Below are 20,484 nucleotides of genomic sequence, written 5' to 3'. Positions count from 1 at the left end.
GTCTCCTCACGCCTGCAGGAGACGGGCCAGGACGGCGGCGTGGCTCTGCTCGGGAGTCTTCGACGAGGTCAGCAGGGTCACGGTGCCCTTGCCCGCCAACTTCCGTACCTGGTCGAGGAGCCCGGCCGCCTCCGGAGCGGCCAGCTCTGCCTCGTAGCGGTCGGCGAACTCTTCGTACGACCCTTCACCCGCGTGATACCAGCGGCGCAGCTCGGTCGACGGGGTGAGCCCCTTGGGCCACTCGTCGACGTGGGCCGCGTCCTTCGACAGACCGCGCGGCCACAGCCGGTCGACCAGGACACGCACGCCGTCCTCGGGTTCGGGAGCTTCGTAGACGCGACGGATGCGAACGCTCATGCCGGGCCTTTCTCGGACGCTCGCGCTCGGATGCGAGCCCCTCGGATGCGCGTGGCGACCCGCCGAAACCGACGGATCCTTACAAGTTCCTTACAAGTGTCGGTCAAGGACGATGCATGATCACGCACAAGTCCCGTGTCGCCCTGCTGGTCGCCTCCCTGCTGCTGACCGGCTGCGGCGCCGGTGCCACTGCGACGCCGGATGAGGAGCCCGCCGTCACCGGCGCACCCAGGCCCGCCCACGCCGCCGAGGCCGCCGCCCGGGCCGCCACCGAAGCGGCCGCCCGGGCCGCCGCGCGGAAGCTGCCCGGACTGGGGCCGGTGACCTGGGCCAAGGTGCCGTCCGAGGCCCGGCAGGCCGTCGTCGTGACCGGACGCGGCAGGGACTCCTCGCACTCCACCGTCGTCCTGTACGAGCGCACCGACACCGGCTGGAGGGCAGGCAGCAGCTGGCCCGCTCGCAACGCGTTGCGCGGCTGGACCGACAACCACCTCGCCGGTGACCTGCGCTCACCCATCGGGGTCTTCACGCTGACGGACGCCGGGGGCCTGCTCGATGACCCCGGGACCAGGCTGTCGTACCACTACAGTGACGGATTCACGGCCAGCGGTACCGGCTTCGAGGGCGAACCCCTCGCCGGTTCCTTCGACTACGTGATCGCCATCGACTACAACCGCAGGACCGGCACCTCGCCCCTCGACCGGACCCGCCCGCTCGGCACCGGGCTCGGCGGCGGCATCTGGCTCCACGTGGACCACGAAGCACCCACCCAGGCCTGCGTCGGGCTCGCGCGGGAGCACATGAGGCAGCTGCTGCTGGCGCTGGATCCCGAGCGGCGTCCCGTCGTCGTCATGGGCGACGCCGAGTCGTTGGCCCGCTGACGTCCCCCGAACGGCTCAGGGTTCCACCGACGAACTCGCCGAGTGGCGCGACCGGTTGATCCATGGATCATCCCGCCCGCTGCCGCAACGCCCTTCGCTCCGCCTCGCTCTTGCCGCCCCAGATCCCGATGAACTGGTCCATCTCGAGCGCCCAGCGCAGACATTCCTTCCGGACGGAGCAGCGCCGGCAGACGGCCTTCGCCTGCTCCGTCTGCAACAGGGTCGGTCCGGACGTGCCGATCGGGAAGAAGAGGTCCGGGTCCTCATGGCGGCAGGCGCCGTGCCCTCGCCAGTCGTCCATCAAAGTCACCTGCGATCGTCGACGTGCCCTCGGGTGGAGCATTACTCGTATGCGAGTCGCCTGTCGATGCGTGAGTGAAACCCGGTTGGACACCGGCGAATCCAGTCACTGTTCGCGCATGCCCCACGGGGAGCCGTACGCCGTCAGCAGGTCCAGGAAGGGACGGGCCGGGAAGGCCTCCGGGCCCAGCACGCCCGCGCCCGACCAGGCGCCGGTGGCCAGGAGCTCGAGGGCGACGACCGGGTTGACGGCGGTCTGCCACACCACGGCCTGGCTGCCGTACTCCGCCATGGACCACTGGTTGTCGACCACGTGGTAGAGGTACACCTCGCGCGGCTTGCCGTCCTTGACGCCCCGCACCCAGGTGCCCGCGCAGGTCTTGCCGTGCATCCGTTCGCCCAGCGTCGCCGGGTCCGGCAGACACGCGGCTACGACGTCCCGGGGCGAGACGGCCACCGGCCCGGAGGCGCTCGGCACGGTCACCGGCTCGGTGCTGTCCAGGCCCAGCAGGTGCAGCGTCTTCAGCGTGCCGATGAACTCCTCGCCCAGGCCGTACTTGAAGGTCACCCGGCGTGCGTCGATCCAGCGCGGCATCAGGAGCACCTCCTCGTGCTCCACGTTCACGCACTCGACCGGGCCGATGCCCTCGGGGAAGTCGAACACCTCGGGCTCGCTGAACGGTTCGGTGGTGAACCAGCCGCGGCCGGCCTCGTGGACGACCGGCGGGTTGAGGCACTCCTCGATGGTCGTCCAGATGCTGAAGGACGGCGCGAAGTCATAGCCGTCGACGGTGAGGTTCGCGCCGTCGCGGACGCCGATCTCCTCGATCTCGTCGAACAGTTCGTCGGCCGCGTGCCGGGCGAACACATCCGACAGGCCCGGTTCCACGCCCATGCCGACGAGGGCCAGCGCGCCGGCCTTCTCCCAGTCGGCGGCCGCCTCGAACTGGGCGTCGCCCAGCTTCACCCCGCACTCCTCGTACGGCCGATCCGGGTGCGGCCGTGACAGTGACATCGCCATGTCGACATAGGTGGCCCCGGCCGTGCGGGCGGCGCCGAAGAGCGGCATCACGAACCGCGGGTCGGTGGCGTTGAGCAGCACGTCGCACGCGTGCTGCTCCAGCAGAGCGGCCACCGCCGCCTCGTCGTTCGCGTCGACGCGCTCCGGCCGGAACCGGGCGTCCCCGCCGAGGGCCGCCACGGCTGCCTCGGCGCGCGCGAGGTCGTAGTCGGCGACCACCATCGCCTCGAAGAACGGACGCCGGGCGGCGATCCGGGTGATGGCGGTACCCACCCCGCCGGCACCCACGAGCAGTACACGCATGACAAGACTCCCTCGGCTTGAAGGTCTACGACGTGATGGGGCCCCGCGAGAGATACAACGCGGTCCGTTCACGTAAGGTCAATGGCGTTGGCATAAGGCGGGGTGTGCGGCATGGACTGCGGCACAGGGACGGAGAGCATGGTGCCGAAACCGGTCGTTCCGGAGGAGAAGCGGCGCCGACGCCGTCCCACGAAAAGCGGCATGGTGCTCTCCGAGCAGCTCATCGTCGAGACGGCCCTGCGCATGCTGCGCGAACACGGCAGCGCCGGCCTCACAGCCCGCCGCCTGGGTCTGGCCCTCGACGCGGACCCGAGCACGCTGTACCGCTATTTCCGCGGCATGGACGACCTGACCCTCGCCATCGGCGACGCCCTCATCGGCCAGGCGCTGGAGGGCTGGGAGCGGACGGGGGAGTGGCGGGAGGACCTGCGCGCTGTCGGGCTGCGCATCCACGCCGCGTACCTGGCCCATCCGCAGGCCGCCGCGCTGACGACCAGCCGGGTCACGGGCCGGGCCAATGAGCTCGCCGCCGACGAGGCCGTGCTGGACGTCCTGCGGACCGCCGGCTTCTCGCTGCCGGACACCGTGCGCATCTACCACGCCTTCATCGACCAGGCGCTGGCGTTCGCGGCGCTGGACGCCGCGTCGTTGGCTCTGCCGAGTGACTCGCTGCGTTCGGACGAGAGCATGTGGCGGTCGACGTATGCGCGATTGCCCCGTGCCACCCATCCTCGGATCGCCGAGGCGGCGCCCTTGCTGGCGAACCGGATGGTGACCAGTGCGTATCCGGCGGCGCTGGAGATGCTCCTGGCCAGCGCGGCGGCGGAGTTGGCGGCGTTGTAGCGCTCCGATGGTTGTGCGATACGCCGTCGTGCGGGTGGGCCTCCGTCGTGGCCGGTCGCGCCCACGCGGCGGAGCCGCTCATCGATACCGCCCGCGCCCCTCGGAGGCGTCGCGGAACCGTCGGTGACAAGTCGCCCGGCCTGCTCAGCCGCGCAGGGCCTCCGCCGCCGTTGCCGTCACCGCCTCGGTGACCGCCTCCAGCGCCGGTGAGTCCAGCTTCCACTGCTGCCAGTACAGCGGGACGTCGAGAGGCCGGTCCGGGGCCAGGTGCACGAGGCGGCCGGCCTTGAGGAGGGGCTCCGCCTGGACCTCGGGGAGCAGGCCCCAGCCCAGTCCGGCGACCACGGCCGACAGGAAGCCCTCCGAGGTCGGGACGTAGTGCCGCAGGGCACTCGCGCCCGTGCGGGTGTGCCGCAGCCTGCGGACGAACGCGTCCTCGAGATCGTCACTGCGGTCGAAGGACATCACCGGCGCCCGCATGAGGGCGTCCCCGAGCGAGCCGCCGAGATGGCGCTCGGCGAACTCCGGGCTCGCCGCCGCCAGATAGCGCATCCGGCCCAACGGCCGTACGGAACACCCGGCCACGGGATCCGGCGAGGAGGTCACCGCGGCCATCACCAGGCCCTCCCGCAGCAGCATCGCGGTACGGCTCTCGTCCTCGCGCCGCAGCTCGAAGCAGAGCTGCGGCTCCTCCGGCACCCGGGTCAGCGCCGCCAGGAACCACGTAGCGAGCGAGTCGGCGTTGACCGCGATCGACACCTGGGTCGCCTCCCCGGCGCCGCTCATGCCGAGCTCGGCCCGCGCGTCCCGCTCCAGCCGGGCCAGCTGACGGGCGAACCGGACGACGACCGAGCCCGACTCCGTCGGCCGCACCGGTTTCGTGCGCACCAGCAGCACTCGCCCCGTGCGCTGCTCCAGCGCCTTCACCCGCTGACTCACCGCGGACGGCGTCACATGCAGCGCCGCGGCGGCCGCGTCGAAGGTGCCCTCGTCGACCACGGCGAGCAGGGTCCGCACCTGGTCGAGGGGAAGCTCGGTCAGCTCGGTCTTCACGGGAGCTAATGATACGTAAGAATCTTTAGCTGTACGTAAAGAGATCGCTTCCCTAGCGTCAATGGCATGACAAACGCCTTGACCACCGCGGCCGCCGGATTCGGCACCGGCCTCTCACTGATCGTCGCCATCGGCGCCCAGAACGCCTTCGTGCTGCGCCAGGGAATCCGCCGCGACGCGGTCCTCGCCGTCGTCGGCATCTGCGCCCTGTCCGACGCGCTCCTGATCACCCTGGGCGTGGCCGGCGTCGGCGCGGTGGTCGTGGCCTGGCCCGGGGTGCTCACGGCGGTCGCCTGGGTCGGCGGGGCTTACCTGCTCGGCTACGGCGCCCTCGCCGCCCGCCGCGCCCTCAAGCCGGGCGGCGCCCTGATCGCGGACGGCCAGGCGGTGCGGTCACGGCGGCGGGCGGTGCTGACCTGCCTCGCGATGACGTGGCTCAACCCGCACGTCTACCTCGACACCGTCTTCCTGCTCGGCACGGTCGCCGCCGACCGCGGCCCGATGCGCTGGACGTTCGGCCTCGGCGCCGTACTCGCCAGCCTGTGCTGGTTCGCGGCGCTGGGCTTCGGGGCCCGCCTGCTCAGCCGCCACCTTGCGAAGCCCGTCGCTTGGCGCGTGCTGGACGGACTGGTCGCCGTGACGATGGTCGTCCTGGGGGTCTCCCTCATCTCCGGGGGCGGCGGCGCCTGATCCGTCCTCCGAACTCCCGCCCGGTGCTGCGATAGTGATCCCCGACGAGAAAGATGTAACGAGCATCCAGGAAGCGCGTGGACACCAGCGAGAGCAGCACCGAACCACAGGAGAAGGACCCGTCCGCGGTGATACCCGCGCGGCGCGGCTGGCGGCGCTGGGCCATGGACACCCGGCCCCTGCGACGCCCGGCCTACCGCCGCCTGTGGTCCTCGACCATCGTCACGGCCGTCGGCAGCCAGCTCACCGCTGTCGCCGTGCCCAAGCAGATATACGACATCACCGGCTCCTCGGCCTGGGTGGGCGCCGCGAGTCTCGCCGGGCTGCTGCCGCTGGTGGTGTTCGCGCTGTGGGGCGGGGCCATCGCCGACAGCATGGACCGGCGCAAGCTGCTGCTGATCACCAACAGCGGCATCGCGGTCACCTCGGTGCTGTTCTGGCTCCAGGCCGTCACCGGCCTCGCGTCGGTGGCCGTGCTGATGGTGCTGCTCGCCGTGCAACAGGCGTTCTGGGGGCTCAACGCCCCGGCCCGCAGCGCCTCCATCGCCCGCCTGGTGCCCGCCGACGAACTGCCCGCGGCGAACGCCCTCGGCTCGACGGTCATGCAGACCGGCCAGGTGGTCGGACCGCTGCTGGCAGGCGTGCTCATACCCGTGATCGGCCTGGCCGAGCTGTACCTCATCGACGCGCTGGCCCTGTGCGTCACCGTCTGGGCCGTCGCACGGCTGCCCGCGCTGCCGCCCTCGGCTGCCACCACCCAACGCCGCGCGGGCATACGGGAGATCGGGGACGGCTTCCGGTACATGGCCCTGCACAAGGTGCTGTTGCTGTCTTTCCTGGCCGACATCATCGCCATGGTCCTCGGCATGCCCCGCGCCCTGTTCCCGCAACTCGCGAGCCAGACCTACGGGTCGTACGGCGAAGGGCTCGCCCTCGGCCTGCTGTTCGCGGCGATCCCCATCGGTGCCGTGCTGGGCGGACTGTTCTCCGGCACGTTCTCCCGGGCCCGCCGGCACGGCTGGATGGTGATCGGCGCGGTCGTCGCCTGGGGCGCCGCCATCACCGGATTCGGACTGAGCGGCAGCCTGTGGCTCGCGGTGGTGTTCCTGGCCCTCGCGGGGGTCGCCGACATGGTCTCGATGGTCTTCCGCGGGTCGATCCTGCTGTCCGCCGCCAGCGACGAGATGCGCGGCCGGATGCAGGGCGTCTTCACGGTGGTCGTGGCGGGCGGCCCGCGCCTCGCCGACGTGCTGCACGGCACGGCGGGGTCGGCCTTCGGCGCGCGCACGGCGACCGTGGGCGGCGGACTGCTCGTCGTCGTCGCGATGCTGGGCCTCGCCGCGGGGGTGCCCGCCCTGCGCCGCTACCGGGTCTGAAGGTCAGAGCGCGCTGCGCCGATGCTGCCCGTACTGCTCCATGAGCCTGCCCCGGGTCATCTCCAGCCGGTGCGCGAGGATTTCGGCGACGTGCCGGATCAGGGACATTCCGAGCGCCGGTTCCTCCTCGCACAGCCGGAGCACCGCCTCGGCCTCGAACTCGTAGGCGCGCACGGGGCTGAAGGCTTCAGCGCCGAAGTCCCACTGGTACGGCGGGAACAGCCAGGACCAGCCGAGCAGATCGCCCGCGCCGAGGCTGGCCACGGTGACCCGCTGCACGGAGGTCACGCGCTGGTCGAGGGAGACGGCGCCGGAGCGGATGACCCAGAAGCGGTCGGCCGTGCCGCCCGCCTCGAAGATCCGGGCGTCCTCCGGGAAGGAGACCTCCCGGGCGAGCGCCATCAGATGCTGGCGCTGAGGCGGCGGAAGGGCGGTCAGCAGTTTGATCGCTTTGGTCATGACGCGGGGCTCCTCACCGACGACTGAGGTTCCGGTGCTTCCCTGCGTCCATTTCAGCCGCTACCGACGCCGTGAGCACCTCGGCGGAGCGTGGTTTCGGTTCTGGCCGGGAATCGTCGCTGGACGGGGGCGCCCGCGGCATTAAGAAGCCCTGGCTGGACGGGGGAGACCAGCCAGGGCCGTAAGTGGTGGTGCAGGGGGGACGAATGCGGTCTACCCGCGGTCTACCCCGAGACCACTTATGAATGAACCGTAAACCATCTCGACGGATTCCGCGCACCCGAGACCGGGGTAAGTGACCGGTTTCACTTGTCCTCCGCCACCACCCTGACCGTCGCCAGTCGAGGATCGCCCGGATCGGGAAGGGTGATGCCCGCGGCGAGACCGCTGGTGAGATGGCGCAGTACCGGTCCGCTCAGCCGCTCACCCGACAGGACGAGACCGGAAACGACCGACCTGTGGGCGTCCCGGCCGAGCAGCAGCTCTCGTGCGGGCCCGCGACGGCCGGCATCGCCGCCTGAACGCCGCCGTGGTGCAGCCGGTCGTCCGGACCGCCCGACGCCGGTACGTCACCGAGGATCCCCGCGTCGCCCAGCACCTCCCGCACCGCGGGGGAGGCTCCCCGGGCCTGCTTGTGACCGGGCGGCGAGAACGACGTCCGCGCCTTGCGGTGGTAGTCGGCCGGCGCTTCCAGGACCGGGGCCCGGGTGTGATCGGCTGGCATGCGCCCTCGGGTGCCCACCGGGGGCGACGCCAATCGGCGGCGCCGGTCAGCCGTCCCCGGCGTGCGAGCCGGGCGAAAGGAACTCGTCCAGCACGTTGATCACGGTCTCGTAGGCGATCACCCGCACGTCGGCGTCCCGGGCTGCCGCTGGGTCGGCATGCTCCAGCTCGTTGCTGCGGGCCTGCCAGACCCGCTCCTCCCGCCGGGCGTAGGCCCTGGCACGCTGCATGCGCCTCAGCAGTTCGTCTGAGTCCACGACATCGGTCATGACTTCCGCGTACCCCGGTATCGCCCGGATGAGCCGTCATCCCCGGTATCGCAGGGATGAGCGGTCATCCGTCCGACGTCTTCACGGGCACGCCCAGCGGACGGGCCAGACCGGACACGGCCTCGTCGAGGCGTTGCAGGTGCCGCAGGACACGGTCGGTGACGCGGCCGTAGCGCGGTGCGCCGGGGACGGTCCGGCCCAGGAGCGAGGCGATGCTCGGGCCGGTCTCGATGCCGGCCGAGGAGAGCTCGTCGGTGACGTGCGCGGCGATCGCCTCGATGTTGTGCGCGATGCGCCCCGCCGCTCGCCGCAGCCGGGGATCCGCCGCGATCGAGGGATGGGTGGGCAACAGCTCGGCGGTCGCCGCCAGCGAACGCGCGTGATAGGCGCAGGTCTCCAGCAGCGCGACGACGTAGCGGGCGGTCTCCTTGCGGGCCCGCAGCGGCGTCACCGGATGCGTGAGCGGCTGCACGGCCGCCCGCAGGTCGGCGAGCGCCTGGTCCAGATCGCGCGCCTGGTCGAGCAGCTCGACGGGCGGTCCGCCACTGAGCTGGTCGACGGAACTGCGGGTGACCTCGCCGAGCCGTTCCAGCACCGTGGCGAGCAGTTCGTTCGTACGGCGGTCCGTCTGCACCGGCAGGACCAGGGCGGCCGCGATCACCCCGCAGGCCGCGCCGAGCGCGGTCTCCTCGATACGCAGCACGAGCACCGAGAGGCTGTAGGTCTGCAGCAGGGTGTACAGCAGCCCGAGCGCCGCGGTGACGAAGAAGGACGACAGCGTGTACGACAGCGGTGCCGAGTAGAACATCGCGAAGACGAACAGCAGCACCAGCGCGAACGCCGTCCAGGTGTGACGGCCGACGGCACCCGCCAGCACGATTCCGGCCAGGACGCCGAGCACGGTGCCCAGCAGGCGACGGTAGCCCTTGACCAGGATCTCGCCCGTGGAGGCGGTGTTGAGGAACACGATCCAGCAGGTCAGCACCGCCCAGTACCAGCGGTCGTGGGACAGCAGCTCGCCGCCGATGATGGCCAGCGTCGACCCCACGGCCACCTGCACGGCGGCACGCGTCGTGGGGCGCCGCAGCCCGCTGGGCTCCTCCGACGGGGCCTCCTCCCCGGCGTCGAGCACGGCGTCCTCCGCGTCCAGCTCCTCGCGTGAGCGCGCCGTGGCCGGGCTGTCGTCCGACTCGTCCGGAGCCCCGCCCAGGGCGATCCGCAGCCCGAGGACCGCGCGGGCGGCCTCGCCGACGGCGCGGAAGGCATCCTGCACGGCGGGAGAGGCGTCGGGCAGGTTCTCCTCGTCGCGGTAGGCGAGGAGCCGGTTGCGGACCTGGGCCAGCGCCTTGCCGGAGGCCTGGCCGACGGGGTGCAGGACGAGCAGGCGCAGGGCCTCGAGGTCACGGCGCAACGTGACGGTCGCCTCCTCCCGGACGGGATGCCGGCTGCCCGACGGGACGGGGGCGCCCGGCAGATGCATGGCCAGGGTGTCGGCGCGCTCGGCGCCGCGTGCCGCGAGCAGGGACAGCCCCAGGCGCTCGGCCGCGATCTCGGCGTCCGCGACGCGCCGTTGGACGAGCCGGGCCATCGCCTCGTCGGCGGTTCCCTCCTCCAGCCGGCCCTGGATCAGCAGGGCCGTCTCGTGCAGGCGCGCGGTGCCCTCGCGTACGTGCTCCAGGGCCCGGTCCGCTTCCTCCGGGCCGGCGCCGAGCAACTCGAGTTGTGCCGACAGCAGCTGGGCCAGTCGGGCACGGAAGGCGCTGCGCAGCCGTTCGAGCACCCCCGTCGGTGTCTCGGGGACGAGCACGAACCGCACCAGCGCGCTGCACGCGAAGGCCATGGCGACCGCGCCGCACAGCGCGGGCAGGCCGGCGACGGTGGCGCCGACGAAGAGGGACATGAAGTAGGTCTGGAAGCCGATCAGGCCGAGCGCGGTGCCGCGGTCGCCGAACCTGCGCCCGTAGACGGCACAGAAGATGAGCCCCACGAAGGCCAGGTCGCCGGCCACGACATGACGGTGCAGCAGTGCCGCCAGGGTCATCGAGGCCAGCGCCACCGGGAGGCCCAGGGCGAGGGTGACGGCCTGCGGCCCGCGCTGTTTCTCCCGGATGGCGAAGGTGGCGACCATCGCCGCCAGCGCGCCCGTCACCAGGTGCGTCACATCGGCGCCCAGCAGGGCGAGCACGGCGACCGCGAGGGCGATCGCGCCCGCCGTGCGCAGCCCCGCGGCCAGTCGCAGCAGCCCGGGGTCCGACGCCGCGACACGGTCCCGCACGCGCGCCCGGACCGGCCCTCCCGCTGACCTCACGCCGACGTACTCTCTCCCGCTCTCTTTCCGGTCACACCGCGAACCGAAGGCTCTCAGCCGAGGCCGTCACCTCACTCAGCCGTCCCTTCGGGCGCCTCGGATCCGCCCTTCCCGGCCACGCGGTCCTGGAGCTGGTCCGGTGTCAGGTAGGCGTGGATGAACTCGAAGTCCTTGAGCTTGGCCGGCCTGCGGGCCTGGAACCCGGTCCGCACGAAATCGTCCCCGGCAACGGCGTTGAGAAGCCAGTTCGTCATGACGCGTGTCTTAGCGACATTGGTGCGCAGCGCCGACCAGTGGTAGCCGCGGGCGACGGCCATCGCCGGCAGGCCCTTCAGCTCGACGCCGAGGGGCTTGGAGACGGCGTCGCGGCCGCCGAGGTCGACGACCAGGCCGAGGTCCTTGTGCTCGTACGGCCGCAGCGGCTGGTTGCGCAGGGACGCGATGACGTTGTCGGCCACGACCTTGCCCTGGCGCATGGCGTGCTGGGCGGTGGGCGGGCAGACGGCGCCCTCCTCGCCCTTGGCGACATCGGGTACGGCGGCGGCGTCGCCGAGCGCGAACACACCGTCGTCGCCGGGCAGTTTCATCTCGGCGGTGACCGCGAGCCGGCCTCGGACCGTGTCCGCGCCCAGCGTGCCGATCAGCGGGCTGGCGACCACTCCGGCGGTCCAGATCAGGGTCCGGGTGGGGACCACCCGGCCGTCGGTGAAGGTGACCTCCTCGGGGCCCGCCTTGGCGATGGACACCCCCAGCGAGATGTCGACACCGCGCCTGCGCAGGATTTTCTGCGCCGCGGTGCCCAGCTTCTCGCCGAGTTCGGGCATCAGCCTCGGCGCGATGTCGATCAGATGCCACTTGATCAGGTGCGGGTCGAGCCGCGGATAGCGCTTGACCGCGTTGTGCGTCAGCATCTGCAGACATGCGGCGGTCTCGGTGCCCGCGTATCCGCCGCCGACCACCACGAACTGCAGCCGGGCGGCGCGCTCGGCAGGGTCCTGGCTGGCGTCGGCGAGGTCCAGCTGGGAGATGACGTGGTCGCGCAGGTAGGCGGCCTCCGCCAGCGTCTTCATGCCGTACGCGTTGTCGGTGAGCCCGGGGATGTCGAAGGTGCGGGTGACGCTGCCGGGGGCCAGCACGATGTAGTCGTACGGCTCGTTGACGATCCGGTCGGTGATGGTGCGGATGACGCAGACCTTGGCCGCGAGGTCCACGCCGATGGCGCCGCCCGGGATGATCCGGGTGCGGTACCTGCGACTGCGGCGCAGGGACACGGCGATCGACTGGGGCGTCAGGACGCCGGAAGCGACCTGGGGCAGAAGTGGCAGGTAGAGCTGGTAGGAGGACGGCGTAACCAAGGTGATCTCGGCCTCGTCGGCGGAGAGTTTGCGTTCGAGTCGGCGAACGCAGCCGACTCCGGCGAAGCCTGCGCCAACCACCAGGATCCTGGGTCGTGTCACGGTGATCTTCCCTTCTGCGGCTCCAGGCGGTCTGCCTCGACGTCGTTCGCCTGCCCCTGGATCGCGGCTTCGCACGCCTCGATCCCACCGCGCCACCGGCCGTTCCGCCAGCCGGGTGCGGCAGGCAGATGAACCCGTCGTCAGCCACCTTGCCCCAACCGGCGCGGGGGCACACCGGTTCGGGTGTGAAAGACGTGTCCGCTCGATCTCTTGACGACTGATTGGTCTGAACCTAACGTCCGTCTCGATCGTCCATGTCAGGGACCGTAGTTCATGTATGTGATCGTGCGCGTCACCATGTGCGTGGCCAGATGCGGGACGTGCGGTCCACCCCCATCCGACAGGAGGCAGGATGCTCGTACGCCTGCGCACCCTCACCGTCACCACGGCGCTGTGCGCCACGTCCTTGCTCGCCGCCCCGCACGCGTTCGCCGAAGTCGAGCCCGGCGGCTGGCAGTCGGTGTCACCGAGCTACACCGTGCAGGAACGGGGCTGCGGCCAGGTCGACGGCCTGACGTTCCGGCTCACCTGCTCCACCGCGAGCGGCGACCAACGGGCTGAACGACGCTACGCCACCTACACCGGCGGCACCCGCCAGTTCGAGGGCTACTTCCGTATCACCAGCCTCAGCGGCACCCGGATCAGCCTCAAGCAGACCTTCAACGAGTCGGGCTCCGGCCCGTACTTCATGCTCGCCGTCGAGCGCGGCGGCCGGCTGTACGCGGTGCACGGCGGCTCGACGCTGTCCAACGCCGGGACCGTCGGCGCGACGGTCCGCGTGAACACGGTCCACCAGGTCGGCGTCGAGCACCGCACCTACATCAACGGCTCGCTCAAGCACTCGTACGACAGCCCCGGCGGCAGCTTCTACGACAAGTTCGGCGCCTACCGCACCAACAGCGGCAGCGGGCAGGCCACCGTGGAGTGGAGCAACGTCCGCTTCTGGCGCAAGTAGCGGCTGCCGTATGCGAGGAAAGGCGCGCATCGCGGCGTCGGCAGCGCTGATCCTGGCGCTGCCGGCCTGCTCGGCCGGCACTGCGGACGCCGACAGGCCATTGCGAGGTGTCCTCACGACACCCACGGACATCGACCTCGACTGGACGGACGACCGACCGGGAGTCGCGGGCCACCTGCTGGAGTTCGCGACCGAGGAAAGGGGCCCCTACACCGTCCTGGACTACCTGCCCCGGCAGATGTCGGACTACCGGCACCCCGACCTCATGCCGCACACCACGTTCCACTACCGCCTGCGGACCTACCGGGGCCCCGTCTCCCGTCCGACGCGCGCCGAACTGCCGGACGGCATCCGCTTCACCTGGACCGACGCGTCCTCGGACGAGGACGGATTCCTCCTGGAGATGCGCAAGAAGAACAGCACCGGCTACGAACCCGTCGCCGTCGTCGATCCGGACGTCACCGCCACGACCCTGGTCACCCTGCCCGGCGATAAGAACGCCACCTTCCGGATCCGCGCCTTCGTCCTCGGCGAGCAGTCGAATGTCGTACGCCTCACCACGGGCGAGTAGGCGCGCTCAGCCGAAGACGTTGTCCGAGTCGTCCCAGTGCGGCGGCTCGTCCACCAGGTGATCCCGCGGCACACGTGCACTCGCCTGGTACATCGCGTCGATCTGGAGGGCGTAGTGCCGCACGATGGCGTCCCGGCGCAGCTTCATCGACGGCGTCAGCAGGCCGCTGGCCACGTCGAACGGCGCCGGCAGCACCCGGAACACGCGGATGGACTCCGCGCGCGACACCGCGCTGTTCGCGGCGGCCACGGCCCGGCCGATCTCCTCCCGCAACGCGTTCTCCTCGCGCGCCTCCCGGATCCGCGCGTCACTGCGCAGCGTGAGTGATTCCCGCCAGTAGGACAGAAAGTCGGGGTCCAAGGTGATCAGGGCCCCGATACAGGGCCGGTTGTCGCCCACGATCACCGCCTGGTGGATCATCGGATGCATCCTCAGGCGCTGCTCCAGGAGCGCCGGGGAGACGCTCTTGCCGCCGCTCGTGATGATGACGTCCTTCTTGCGTCCGGTGATCGTCAGATAGCCGTCGGAGTCCAGCCGCCCGAGATCCCCGGTGGCCAGCCAGCCGCCGCGCAGCGCCGCCCGTGTCGCGGCCTCGTCGTTCACATATCCCTGGAACACCGACGGCCCGCGCACGAGGATCTCCCCGTCGTCGGCCACCCGGATGTCCACCCCCGGCAGTGCCTTCCCGACCGTGCCCGACAGTTCCCGGCCCAGCGGTGGTGCCGTGACCCCGCCGCAGGTCTCGGTGAGACCGTAGGCGTCGTTCACGTAGATGCCGATGCCCTCGTAGAACAGGGACAGTTCACGGTTCAGGGACGAGCCGGCGGACGTCGCCCGGCATACCCTGCCGCCCAGTGCGGCCCGCAGCTTGCGGTACACCGTGCGTTCGTACAGGGCGTGTTGCAGCCGCAGATCGTAACGGGGCCCGGGCCCGCCGCCCAGCCGCTGCCGTTCCAGTGCCGCCGCGAAGTCCCGCGCGGTGTCCGCGGCCCGCTCGAACAGCGCGCCACGGCCGGCCTGCTGGGCCGTGCGCAGGAAGTTCTTGTAGATCTTCTCGAAGATCGACGGTACGGCGCACAGATAGGTCGGCCGGAAGGTGCGCAGCGCCGCCGACAACGCCTCCCCGTTCAGCTCGGGTTCATGGCCCATCAGCATGCCGCCGCGGATGGCCAGCCCCTGCACCACCAGGCCGTACACATGGGAGAAGGGGAGGAAGGCGAGAACCGACGCCTGCTGCTCGCCTGGCGGGATCACGGTGTGGCCCCAGCCCGCGAGGAGGGTGTCGCAGGTGCTCGCCAGACCGCGGTGGCTCAGCGCGCAGCCCAGCGGGTGACCCGTGGTGCCGGAGGTGTAGACGACGGCCGCGGTGGAGTCGGGCAGCACGATTCGGCGCAGTGAGTCGACCGTGGTGAACGGGACGAACTCGCCGCGCTCCACGAGCTGCTGAAGCCCCCCGGCGTCCAGCTGCCACACATGGCGCAGCATCGGCAGCGATCCGCACACGGAACCCACCGTCATGATGGCCTGCTCGTCCTCGACCACCACGGCCACGCATTCGGCGTCCCGCAGGATCCACTCGACCTGGTCGCGCGACGACGTCGGATAGATCGGCACGACCTCGGCGCCCACCGCCCACAGGGCGTAGCAGAACACCGTCCACTCGTACCGGGTGCGGGCCATGACGGCCACACGGTGGCCCGGCGAGATCCCGGACGCGATCAGCCCCTTGGCCAGATCGCCCACTTCGTCGCGCAGTTCCACGGCGGTCACCTCCTCCCACGTGGTGGAGGAGGGATCGGGGTGGCGCGCGAGCATCGGCAATGTCGGATCGAGAGCCGCCATCTCGAAGACGCTGTCGGCGAGCCCGCCGGTCAACGGCGTGACGGTCGGGGGAGCGAGGCCGAGGTCGCGCATGCGCTGCTCCTGATGTGTACCGGGTGTGACATCACCGATGAGTTCCGTTATCGGCGGTGCCCGAATCTAGCCCAGCTGAGAGCGCATGGTGTCGAGAACTGACAATTGACCCCGTTCGGTGATCTCAGCCGCGGGGGCAGGGCGACAGCAGCACCGTGGCAAGGGGCGGCAACGTCAGGCGGATGCGGTTGTCCTCCGGCTTCACCGGGTCGGGGTTGACGACGTCGCTGCCGCCGTACCGGGCGGCGTCCGTGTTGAGGGTCTCCTGCCAGGCGATGACGTCGTCCGGCACCCACAGGGCATAGTCGTGACGCACGACGGGGGAGAAGTTGGAGACGGCGAGCAGGGGGCTGCCGTCGGCACCGAACCTCAGGAAGGCGAAGACGTTGTCGTCCGCCGCGTCCCCCAGCACCCACTGGAAGCCACCGGGGTCGGTGTCCCGCTCCCAGAGAGCCGGCGTCGTCCGGTAGAGCGCGTTGAGGTCACGGATCAGATCCTGGACGCCGCGGTGGTCACCCGCGGACGCGTACCCGGGATCCAGCAGCCACCACTCGGGACCGTGCTCCTGGGACCACTCGGCGCCCTGCGCGAACTCCTGGCCCATGAAAAGGAGCTGCTTGCCGGGGTGGGCCCACATGAAGCCCAGGTAGGCGCGGTGGTTGGCGCGTCGCTGCCACCAGTCGCCGGGCATCTTGGAGACCAGCGCCTGCTTGCCGTGCACGACCTCGTCGTGGGAGATCGGCAGGACGTAGTTCTCGCTGTAGGCGTACACCATCGAGAAGGTCATCTCGTTGTGGTGGTACTTGCGGTGCACCGGCTCCTTGGCGATGTACTCCAGGGAGTCGTGCATCCAGCCCATGTTCCACTTCAGCCCGAACCCCAGTCCGCCGCTGTCGGTCGGCCGGGTCACCCCCTCCCACGCGGTCGACTCCTCCGCGATGGTGATGACGCCCGGATTGCGCCGGTACACGGTCGCGTTCATCTCCTGCAGGAACGCCATCGCGGCCAGGTCCTCCCGCCCGCCGAAGGCGTTCGGCGCCCACTGCCCGGACTCCCGTGAGTAGTCGAGGTAGAGCATCGAGGCGACGGCGTCCACCCGCAGCCCGTCGATGTGGAACTCCTCGCACCAGTAAGTCGCGTTGGCGACCAGGAAGTTGCGCACCTCGGTGCGTCCGTAGTCGAACTCGTACGTCCCCCAGTCCGGGTGCTCGGCGCGCCGCTCGTCCCCGGGTTCGTACAGCGGTTCCCCGTCGAACCGGCTCAGCGCCCAGTCGTCCTTGGGGAAGTGGGCCGGCACCCAGTCCACGATCACACCGATGCCGGCCCGGTGCAGGGCGTCCACGAGGTACTTGAAGTCGTCGGGCGTACCGAGCCGCGAGGCCGGCGCGTAGAAGCCGGTGACCTGATAGCCCCAGGACCCGGCGAAGGGGTGCTGGGCGACCGGCATGAGCTCGACATGGGTGAAGCCCAGGTCCTTGACGTACGCGGGCAGTTCCTCGGCGAGTTGGCGGTACGTCAGTCCCGGGCGCCAGGACGGAAGGTGCACCTCGTAGACCGAGAAGGGTGCTTGATGGACCGGGACGTCGCCCCGGTGCGCCATCCACTGCGCGTCGCCCCACTCGTGGTGCGAGGCGTGCACGATCGACGCCGTGTCCGGCGGGACCTCCGCACGGCGTGCCATCGGGTCGGCCTTGAGGAACCGGCCGCCGTACCGGGAGGTGATCTCGAACTTGTACCGGGTGCCCTCTCCGATGCCCGGCAGGAACAGCTCCCACACCCCGGACGCCCCGAGGGACCGCATCGGGAACGCCGTGCCGTCCCAGCAGGTGAAGTCCCCGGCGACCCGCACGCCCTGAGCGTTCGGCGCCCACACGGTGAAGCGGGTGCCCGTCACGCCCTGGTGGGTCATCGGCTCCGCGCCGAGCGCCTTCCACAGTTCCTCGTGCCGTCCCTCCCGGACGAGGTGGAGGTCCAGCTCGCCGAGGGCGGGCAGAAAGCGGTACGGATCGTGGACCTCGCACTCGTCGGACCCGTCCTCGGCGTACGACACCAGCAGCGTGTACGCGGGGATCTCCTTCAGCGGCAGTACGCCGGAGAAGAGACCGCCGCCCTCCGAGACCAGCGCGGTGCGCTTGCCGTCGGCCACGACGCTCACCGCGCACGCGAACGGGCGCAGCGCCCGGAAGGCGATCCCGCCCGGGACCGGATGTGCCCCGAGCAGCGCGTGCGGATCGTGGTGGGCGCCCGACAGCAGGCGCTCACGGTCGGCCGGATCGAGTGCGGGCGCGGTGGCACGCCAGCCCGGTCCGGCCGATTCGGGGCGCGAGGTCTCGTGCAGGGCCATGGGTCAGGCTCCTCTCACGGCGAGGCGTTCGATCGCCGCCATCGGTACGGGCAACCAGTCGGGTCGGTGCCGGGCCTCGTACAGGACCTCGTACACGGCGCGGTCGGTCTCATACGCACGCAGCAAGCCGTGCTTCTTACGCGGGTCCCAGCCGGCGTGGGCGGCATAGCCCGCGCAGTAGGCCTCCCGGCAGCGGCGCGCCCACTCCGGACGCCACGGACGGCGCTGCCGGGCGGCGTAGTCGAAGGAGCGCAGCATGCCGGCGATGTCCCGCACCGGCGAGTGGACACCGCGCCGCTCGGCGAGCGGGCGGGACGGCTCGCCCTCGAAGTCGATGACGAACCACTCACGGCCCGCCCGCAGCACCTGCCCCAGGTGCAGGTCACCGTGGATGCGCTGGTCCGGCGGCCCGGGGTCGCAGCTGGCGAGGGCGCCGAAGGCGGTGCGCAGGCCGGGCACGTAGGGCTGTAGGGCGGGGACGAAGTGCGCGGCGATCTCCAGACGCTCCGTCATCGCCGCCGCCATCCCGGCGTTCTCGCCGTGCGCCCGGGACGGGAAGGCCGACTCCAGCGCCAGATGCACCTCCGCCGTGGCCCGCCCCAGTTGGCGGGCCTCCGCCGTGAAGTCGCCGCCGGAGGCCAGCGCGTCCAGCGCCAGCGTCCAGCCGTCGGAGGCGTCACGCAGGAACGGCTGCAGCACGCCGAGCGTGGCCTCCCACGGGTGCGTCGTCCGGAACCAGGCCACGGGGGCCGGGACTCGCCCGCAGCCCTGCTCGGCCAGGGCGCCGGACAGCTCCAGGTCGGGATTGACGCCGGGCTGGATGCGCCGGAACAGCTTGAGGATGAACGTATCGCCGTACACCAGCGAGGAGTTGGACTGCTCGGCGTCCAGCACCCGGGGCACGAGCCCCGCCGGCACCGACACGGACGGGTCCGCCTCGAAGCACAGCGGTCCCGCCGTGCCGGGATGCCGCAGCCGCTCCAGGAGCAGCTGGGCCGAACGGGGGTCCTGCAGCGCGTCGAAGACCGTCAGGCCGGCCAGCGGCCCCTCCTCCGCACGGCCGATCAGCGCACGGCCGAGCCGCGGCGACAGATGCTGGCGTACGCCGAGCAGCAGCTGGTAGCAGTCGCCGGCCGGGGGAGCGCCGCCGGGCGCGGGCACCGCGGAGTGACCGGCGTGCACCAGCAGATGCAGACAGCCCGGGAACAGCTCCGTCATCGACAGCAGCGCGAGGTCCGTGACGGGCCGGTCCTTGCCCGCGAACCAGCGCTGCCGTGGCAGCCACTCGCGCAGCAGTCCGGCGAGCGAGGCCATGGGGCTCGCGTCGACCGTACGGCTCGATCGGGGAGTTGCGGTCTTCTGCATGGTGACCCGTCCTTTCCTCGGCACACGCTCGAAGCTCACGCTCAAAGTCGTCGGCCGATGCGGGATGCGACTCGGGAGAGCCGGAACCAGTAGAAGCCGTGGCCCCCGAGGGTCAGCAGATACGGCAGTTCGCCGATCGCCGGGAAACGGACCCCGCCGAACAGTTCGACCGGATGCCGTCCGGCGAACTCGCGCAGGTCGAGTTCGGTGGGCTGCGCGAAGCGCGCGAAGTTGTTCACGCACAGCACCAGGTCGTCCTCGTATTCCCGCAGGAAGGCGAGCACCGCCGGGTTGGAGGACTGGAGTTCCGTGTAGGTGCCGAGTCCGAAGGCCGGGTTCTGCTTGCGGATCTCGATCATGCGACGGGTCCAGTGCAGCAGCGACGACGGCGAGGCCATCGACGCCTCCACGTTCGTCACCTGGTAGCCGTAGACCGGGTCCATGATGGTCGGCAGGCAGAGCTGGCCCGGGTCGCAGGTGGAGAAGCCGGCGTTGCGGTCCGGCGTCCACTGCATCGGGGTGCGGACGGCGTCGCGGTCGCCGAGCCAGATGTTGTCGCCCATGCCGATCTCGTCGCCGTAGTACAGGATCGGGCTACCCGGAAGGGCGAGCAGCAGAGCCGTGAACAGCTCGATCGAGTGCCGGTCGTTGTCGAGGAGCGGGGCGAGCCGCCTGCGGATTCCGATGTTGGCGCGCATGCGGGGGTCCTTGGCGTATTCCGCCCACATGTAGTCGCGTTCCTCGTCGGTGACCATTTCCAGGGTCAGCTCGTCGTGGTTGCGCAGGAAGATGCCCCACTGGCAGCCGGACGGGATGGCCGGGGTCTTGGCGAGGATTTCCGAGACCGGGTACCTCGACTCCCTTCGTACGGCCATGAAGATCCGCGGCATGACGGGGAAGTGGAAGGCCATGTGGCACTCGTCGCCACCGTTTTGATAATCGCCGAAGTAGTCGACCACGTCCTCGGGCCACTGGTTCGCTTCGGCCAGCAGCACCGTGTCCGGATACATCGCGTCGATGTCGCGGCGGACACGCCTCAGGAATTCATGAGTGGCGGGAAGGTTCTCGCAGTTCGTGTCCTCCTCCGCGTACAGATAAGGCACCGCGTCCAGCCGGAAGCCGTCGATTCCCAGGTCCAGCCAGAAGCGCAGGGCGGCCAGGATCTCCTCCTGGACGGCCGGGTTCTCGTAGTTCAGGTCGGGCTGGTGGGAGAAGAAGCGGTGGAAGAAGTACTGCTTGCGGACCGGGTCGAAGGTCCAGTTGGAGGCCTCGGTGTCGACGAAGATGATGCGGGC

18 protein-coding genes and 1 pseudogene are annotated in these 20,484 nt (G+C 70.8%); 6 read left to right on the top strand and 13 right to left on the bottom strand.

Annotated features, from left to right (window positions below; translation table 11 throughout):
* Positions 1-6: 6 nt before the first annotated feature.
* Positions 7-357, bottom strand: coding sequence for a DUF488 domain-containing protein (locus ACZ7M7_RS29235; RefSeq protein WP_472121765.1), 351 nt, complete (start codon positions 355-357; stop codon positions 7-9).
* A 116-nt stretch (positions 358-473) separates the two neighbouring features.
* Here ACZ7M7_RS29235 and ACZ7M7_RS29230 point away from each other — a divergent pair, with 116 nt between their 5' ends.
* Positions 474-1,238, top strand: a complete 765-nt coding sequence (locus ACZ7M7_RS29230; protein ID WP_383611227.1) for a hypothetical protein — start codon at positions 474-476, stop codon at positions 1,236-1,238.
* A gap of 67 nt (positions 1,239-1,305) precedes the next feature.
* Here the strand turns inward: ACZ7M7_RS29230 and ACZ7M7_RS29225 are convergent, their stop codons facing one another.
* On the bottom strand, positions 1,306-1,539 hold the full coding sequence (locus tag ACZ7M7_RS29225) for a WhiB family transcriptional regulator (protein ID WP_383611224.1): 234 nt from the start codon (positions 1,537-1,539) through the stop codon (positions 1,306-1,308).
* A gap of 105 nt (positions 1,540-1,644) precedes the next feature.
* The gene (locus tag ACZ7M7_RS29220) at positions 1,645-2,862 is read right to left on the bottom strand and encodes a saccharopine dehydrogenase family protein (RefSeq protein ID WP_383625633.1); all 1,218 of its coding nucleotides are present in this window, start codon (positions 2,860-2,862) and stop codon (positions 1,645-1,647) included.
* Positions 2,863-3,003: 141 nt separating this feature from the next.
* Between ACZ7M7_RS29220 and ACZ7M7_RS29215 the strand changes: the two genes are divergently transcribed.
* Positions 3,004-3,705: a TetR/AcrR family transcriptional regulator gene (locus ACZ7M7_RS29215; protein WP_472122473.1), complete on the top strand. Its 702-nt coding sequence runs from the start codon at positions 3,004-3,006 to the stop codon at positions 3,703-3,705.
* A 144-nt stretch (positions 3,706-3,849) separates the two neighbouring features.
* Here ACZ7M7_RS29215 and ACZ7M7_RS29210 read toward each other — a convergent pair whose 3' ends face one another.
* Positions 3,850-4,758, bottom strand: a complete 909-nt coding sequence (locus ACZ7M7_RS29210; protein ID WP_472121761.1) for a LysR family transcriptional regulator ArgP — start codon at positions 4,756-4,758, stop codon at positions 3,850-3,852.
* A gap of 66 nt (positions 4,759-4,824) precedes the next feature.
* Between ACZ7M7_RS29210 and ACZ7M7_RS29205 the strand changes: the two genes are divergently transcribed.
* Both ACZ7M7_RS29205 and ACZ7M7_RS29200 read left to right on the top strand, forming a co-directional pair.
* On the top strand, positions 4,825-5,448 hold the full coding sequence (locus ACZ7M7_RS29205; protein ID WP_383611215.1) for a LysE/ArgO family amino acid transporter: 624 nt from the start codon (positions 4,825-4,827) through the stop codon (positions 5,446-5,448).
* A 77-nt stretch (positions 5,449-5,525) separates the two neighbouring features.
* A complete protein-coding gene (locus ACZ7M7_RS29200) occupies positions 5,526-6,824 on the top strand; it encodes an MFS transporter (protein WP_472121758.1) in 1,299 nt (432 codons plus the stop codon).
* A 3-nt stretch (positions 6,825-6,827) separates the two neighbouring features.
* Here the strand turns inward: ACZ7M7_RS29200 and ACZ7M7_RS29195 are convergent, their stop codons facing one another.
* From ACZ7M7_RS29195 to ACZ7M7_RS29175, 5 genes and pseudogenes are all read right to left on the bottom strand, one after another.
* On the bottom strand, positions 6,828-7,283 hold the full coding sequence (locus tag ACZ7M7_RS29195) for a cyclic nucleotide-binding domain-containing protein (protein WP_383611210.1): 456 nt from the start codon (positions 7,281-7,283) through the stop codon (positions 6,828-6,830).
* 425 nt (positions 7,284-7,708) lie between these two features.
* Positions 7,709-8,007, bottom strand: a pseudogene (locus ACZ7M7_RS29190) (ornithine decarboxylase); the annotation flags it as partial.
* Between the two features lie 46 nt (positions 8,008-8,053).
* Complete coding sequence (locus ACZ7M7_RS29185; RefSeq protein WP_472121756.1) at positions 8,054-8,275, bottom strand: hypothetical protein; 222 nt, start codon at positions 8,273-8,275, stop codon at positions 8,054-8,056.
* 64 nt (positions 8,276-8,339) lie between these two features.
* A complete protein-coding gene (locus tag ACZ7M7_RS29180; RefSeq protein WP_472121753.1) occupies positions 8,340-10,583 on the bottom strand; it encodes an FUSC family protein in 2,244 nt (747 codons plus the stop codon).
* Between the two features lie 71 nt (positions 10,584-10,654).
* Positions 10,655-12,046, bottom strand: coding sequence for an NAD(P)/FAD-dependent oxidoreductase (locus ACZ7M7_RS29175; protein WP_451173647.1), 1,392 nt, complete (start codon positions 12,044-12,046; stop codon positions 10,655-10,657).
* 346 nt (positions 12,047-12,392) lie between these two features.
* On the opposite strand from ACZ7M7_RS29175, the gene ACZ7M7_RS29170 reads away from it, so the two are divergent.
* Both ACZ7M7_RS29170 and ACZ7M7_RS29165 read left to right on the top strand, forming a co-directional pair.
* Positions 12,393-12,995 (top strand): hypothetical protein, encoded by a 603-nt coding sequence (locus ACZ7M7_RS29170; RefSeq protein ID WP_472121750.1) that lies wholly within the window; start codon positions 12,393-12,395, stop codon positions 12,993-12,995.
* A gap of 10 nt (positions 12,996-13,005) precedes the next feature.
* The gene (locus ACZ7M7_RS29165; RefSeq protein ID WP_472121748.1) at positions 13,006-13,566 is read left to right on the top strand and encodes a hypothetical protein; all 561 of its coding nucleotides are present in this window, start codon (positions 13,006-13,008) and stop codon (positions 13,564-13,566) included.
* A 6-nt stretch (positions 13,567-13,572) separates the two neighbouring features.
* On the opposite strand, the gene ACZ7M7_RS29160 is transcribed toward ACZ7M7_RS29165, so the two are convergent.
* From ACZ7M7_RS29160 to treS, 4 genes are all read right to left on the bottom strand, one after another.
* Positions 13,573-15,480 (bottom strand): AMP-dependent synthetase/ligase, encoded by a 1,908-nt coding sequence (locus tag ACZ7M7_RS29160; RefSeq protein ID WP_383611193.1) that lies wholly within the window; start codon positions 15,478-15,480, stop codon positions 13,573-13,575.
* A gap of 124 nt (positions 15,481-15,604) precedes the next feature.
* On the bottom strand, positions 15,605-17,824 hold the full coding sequence (gene glgB, locus ACZ7M7_RS29155) for a 1,4-alpha-glucan branching enzyme (RefSeq protein ID WP_472121745.1): 2,220 nt from the start codon (positions 17,822-17,824) through the stop codon (positions 15,605-15,607).
* A gap of 3 nt (positions 17,825-17,827) precedes the next feature.
* Positions 17,828-19,189 (bottom strand): maltokinase N-terminal cap-like domain-containing protein, encoded by a 1,362-nt coding sequence (locus tag ACZ7M7_RS29150; protein WP_453826252.1) that lies wholly within the window; start codon positions 19,187-19,189, stop codon positions 17,828-17,830.
* A gap of 41 nt (positions 19,190-19,230) precedes the next feature.
* Positions 19,231-20,484: maltose alpha-D-glucosyltransferase (gene treS, locus ACZ7M7_RS29145; protein ID WP_451173627.1), on the bottom strand; the 1,254-nt coding region annotated here is incomplete at its 5' end.

Source organism: Streptomyces sp. NPDC111606 (assembly GCF_055656945.1).
Note: the sequence above shows the minus strand (reverse complement) of the source record. Positions and strands in the feature narration are given on the sequence as shown.

Coding starts and splice junctions, on each gene's coding strand:
- ACZ7M7_RS29235 (WP_472121765.1), bottom strand. CDS start 357: ATGAGCGTTCGCATCCGTCGCGTCTACGAAGCTCCCGAACCCGAGGAC.
- ACZ7M7_RS29230 (WP_383611227.1), top strand. CDS start 474: ATGATCACGCACAAGTCCCGTGTCGCCCTGCTGGTCGCCTCCCTGCTG.
- ACZ7M7_RS29225 (WP_383611224.1), bottom strand. CDS start 1,539: ATGGACGACTGGCGAGGGCACGGCGCCTGCCGCCATGAGGACCCGGAC.
- ACZ7M7_RS29220 (WP_383625633.1), bottom strand. CDS start 2,862: ATGCGTGTACTGCTCGTGGGTGCCGGCGGGGTGGGTACCGCCATCACC.
- ACZ7M7_RS29205 (WP_383611215.1), top strand. CDS start 4,825: ATGACAAACGCCTTGACCACCGCGGCCGCCGGATTCGGCACCGGCCTC.
- ACZ7M7_RS29195 (WP_383611210.1), bottom strand. CDS start 7,283: ATGACCAAAGCGATCAAACTGCTGACCGCCCTTCCGCCGCCTCAGCGC.
- ACZ7M7_RS29185 (WP_472121756.1), bottom strand. CDS start 8,275: ATGACCGATGTCGTGGACTCAGACGAACTGCTGAGGCGCATGCAGCGT.
- ACZ7M7_RS29170 (WP_472121750.1), top strand. CDS start 12,393: ATGCTCGTACGCCTGCGCACCCTCACCGTCACCACGGCGCTGTGCGCC.
- ACZ7M7_RS29165 (WP_472121748.1), top strand. CDS start 13,006: ATGCGAGGAAAGGCGCGCATCGCGGCGTCGGCAGCGCTGATCCTGGCG.
- ACZ7M7_RS29160 (WP_383611193.1), bottom strand. CDS start 15,480: ATGCGCGACCTCGGCCTCGCTCCCCCGACCGTCACGCCGTTGACCGGC.
- glgB (WP_472121745.1), bottom strand. CDS start 17,824: ATGGCCCTGCACGAGACCTCGCGCCCCGAATCGGCCGGACCGGGCTGG.
- ACZ7M7_RS29150 (WP_453826252.1), bottom strand. CDS start 19,189: ATGCAGAAGACCGCAACTCCCCGATCGAGCCGTACGGTCGACGCGAGC.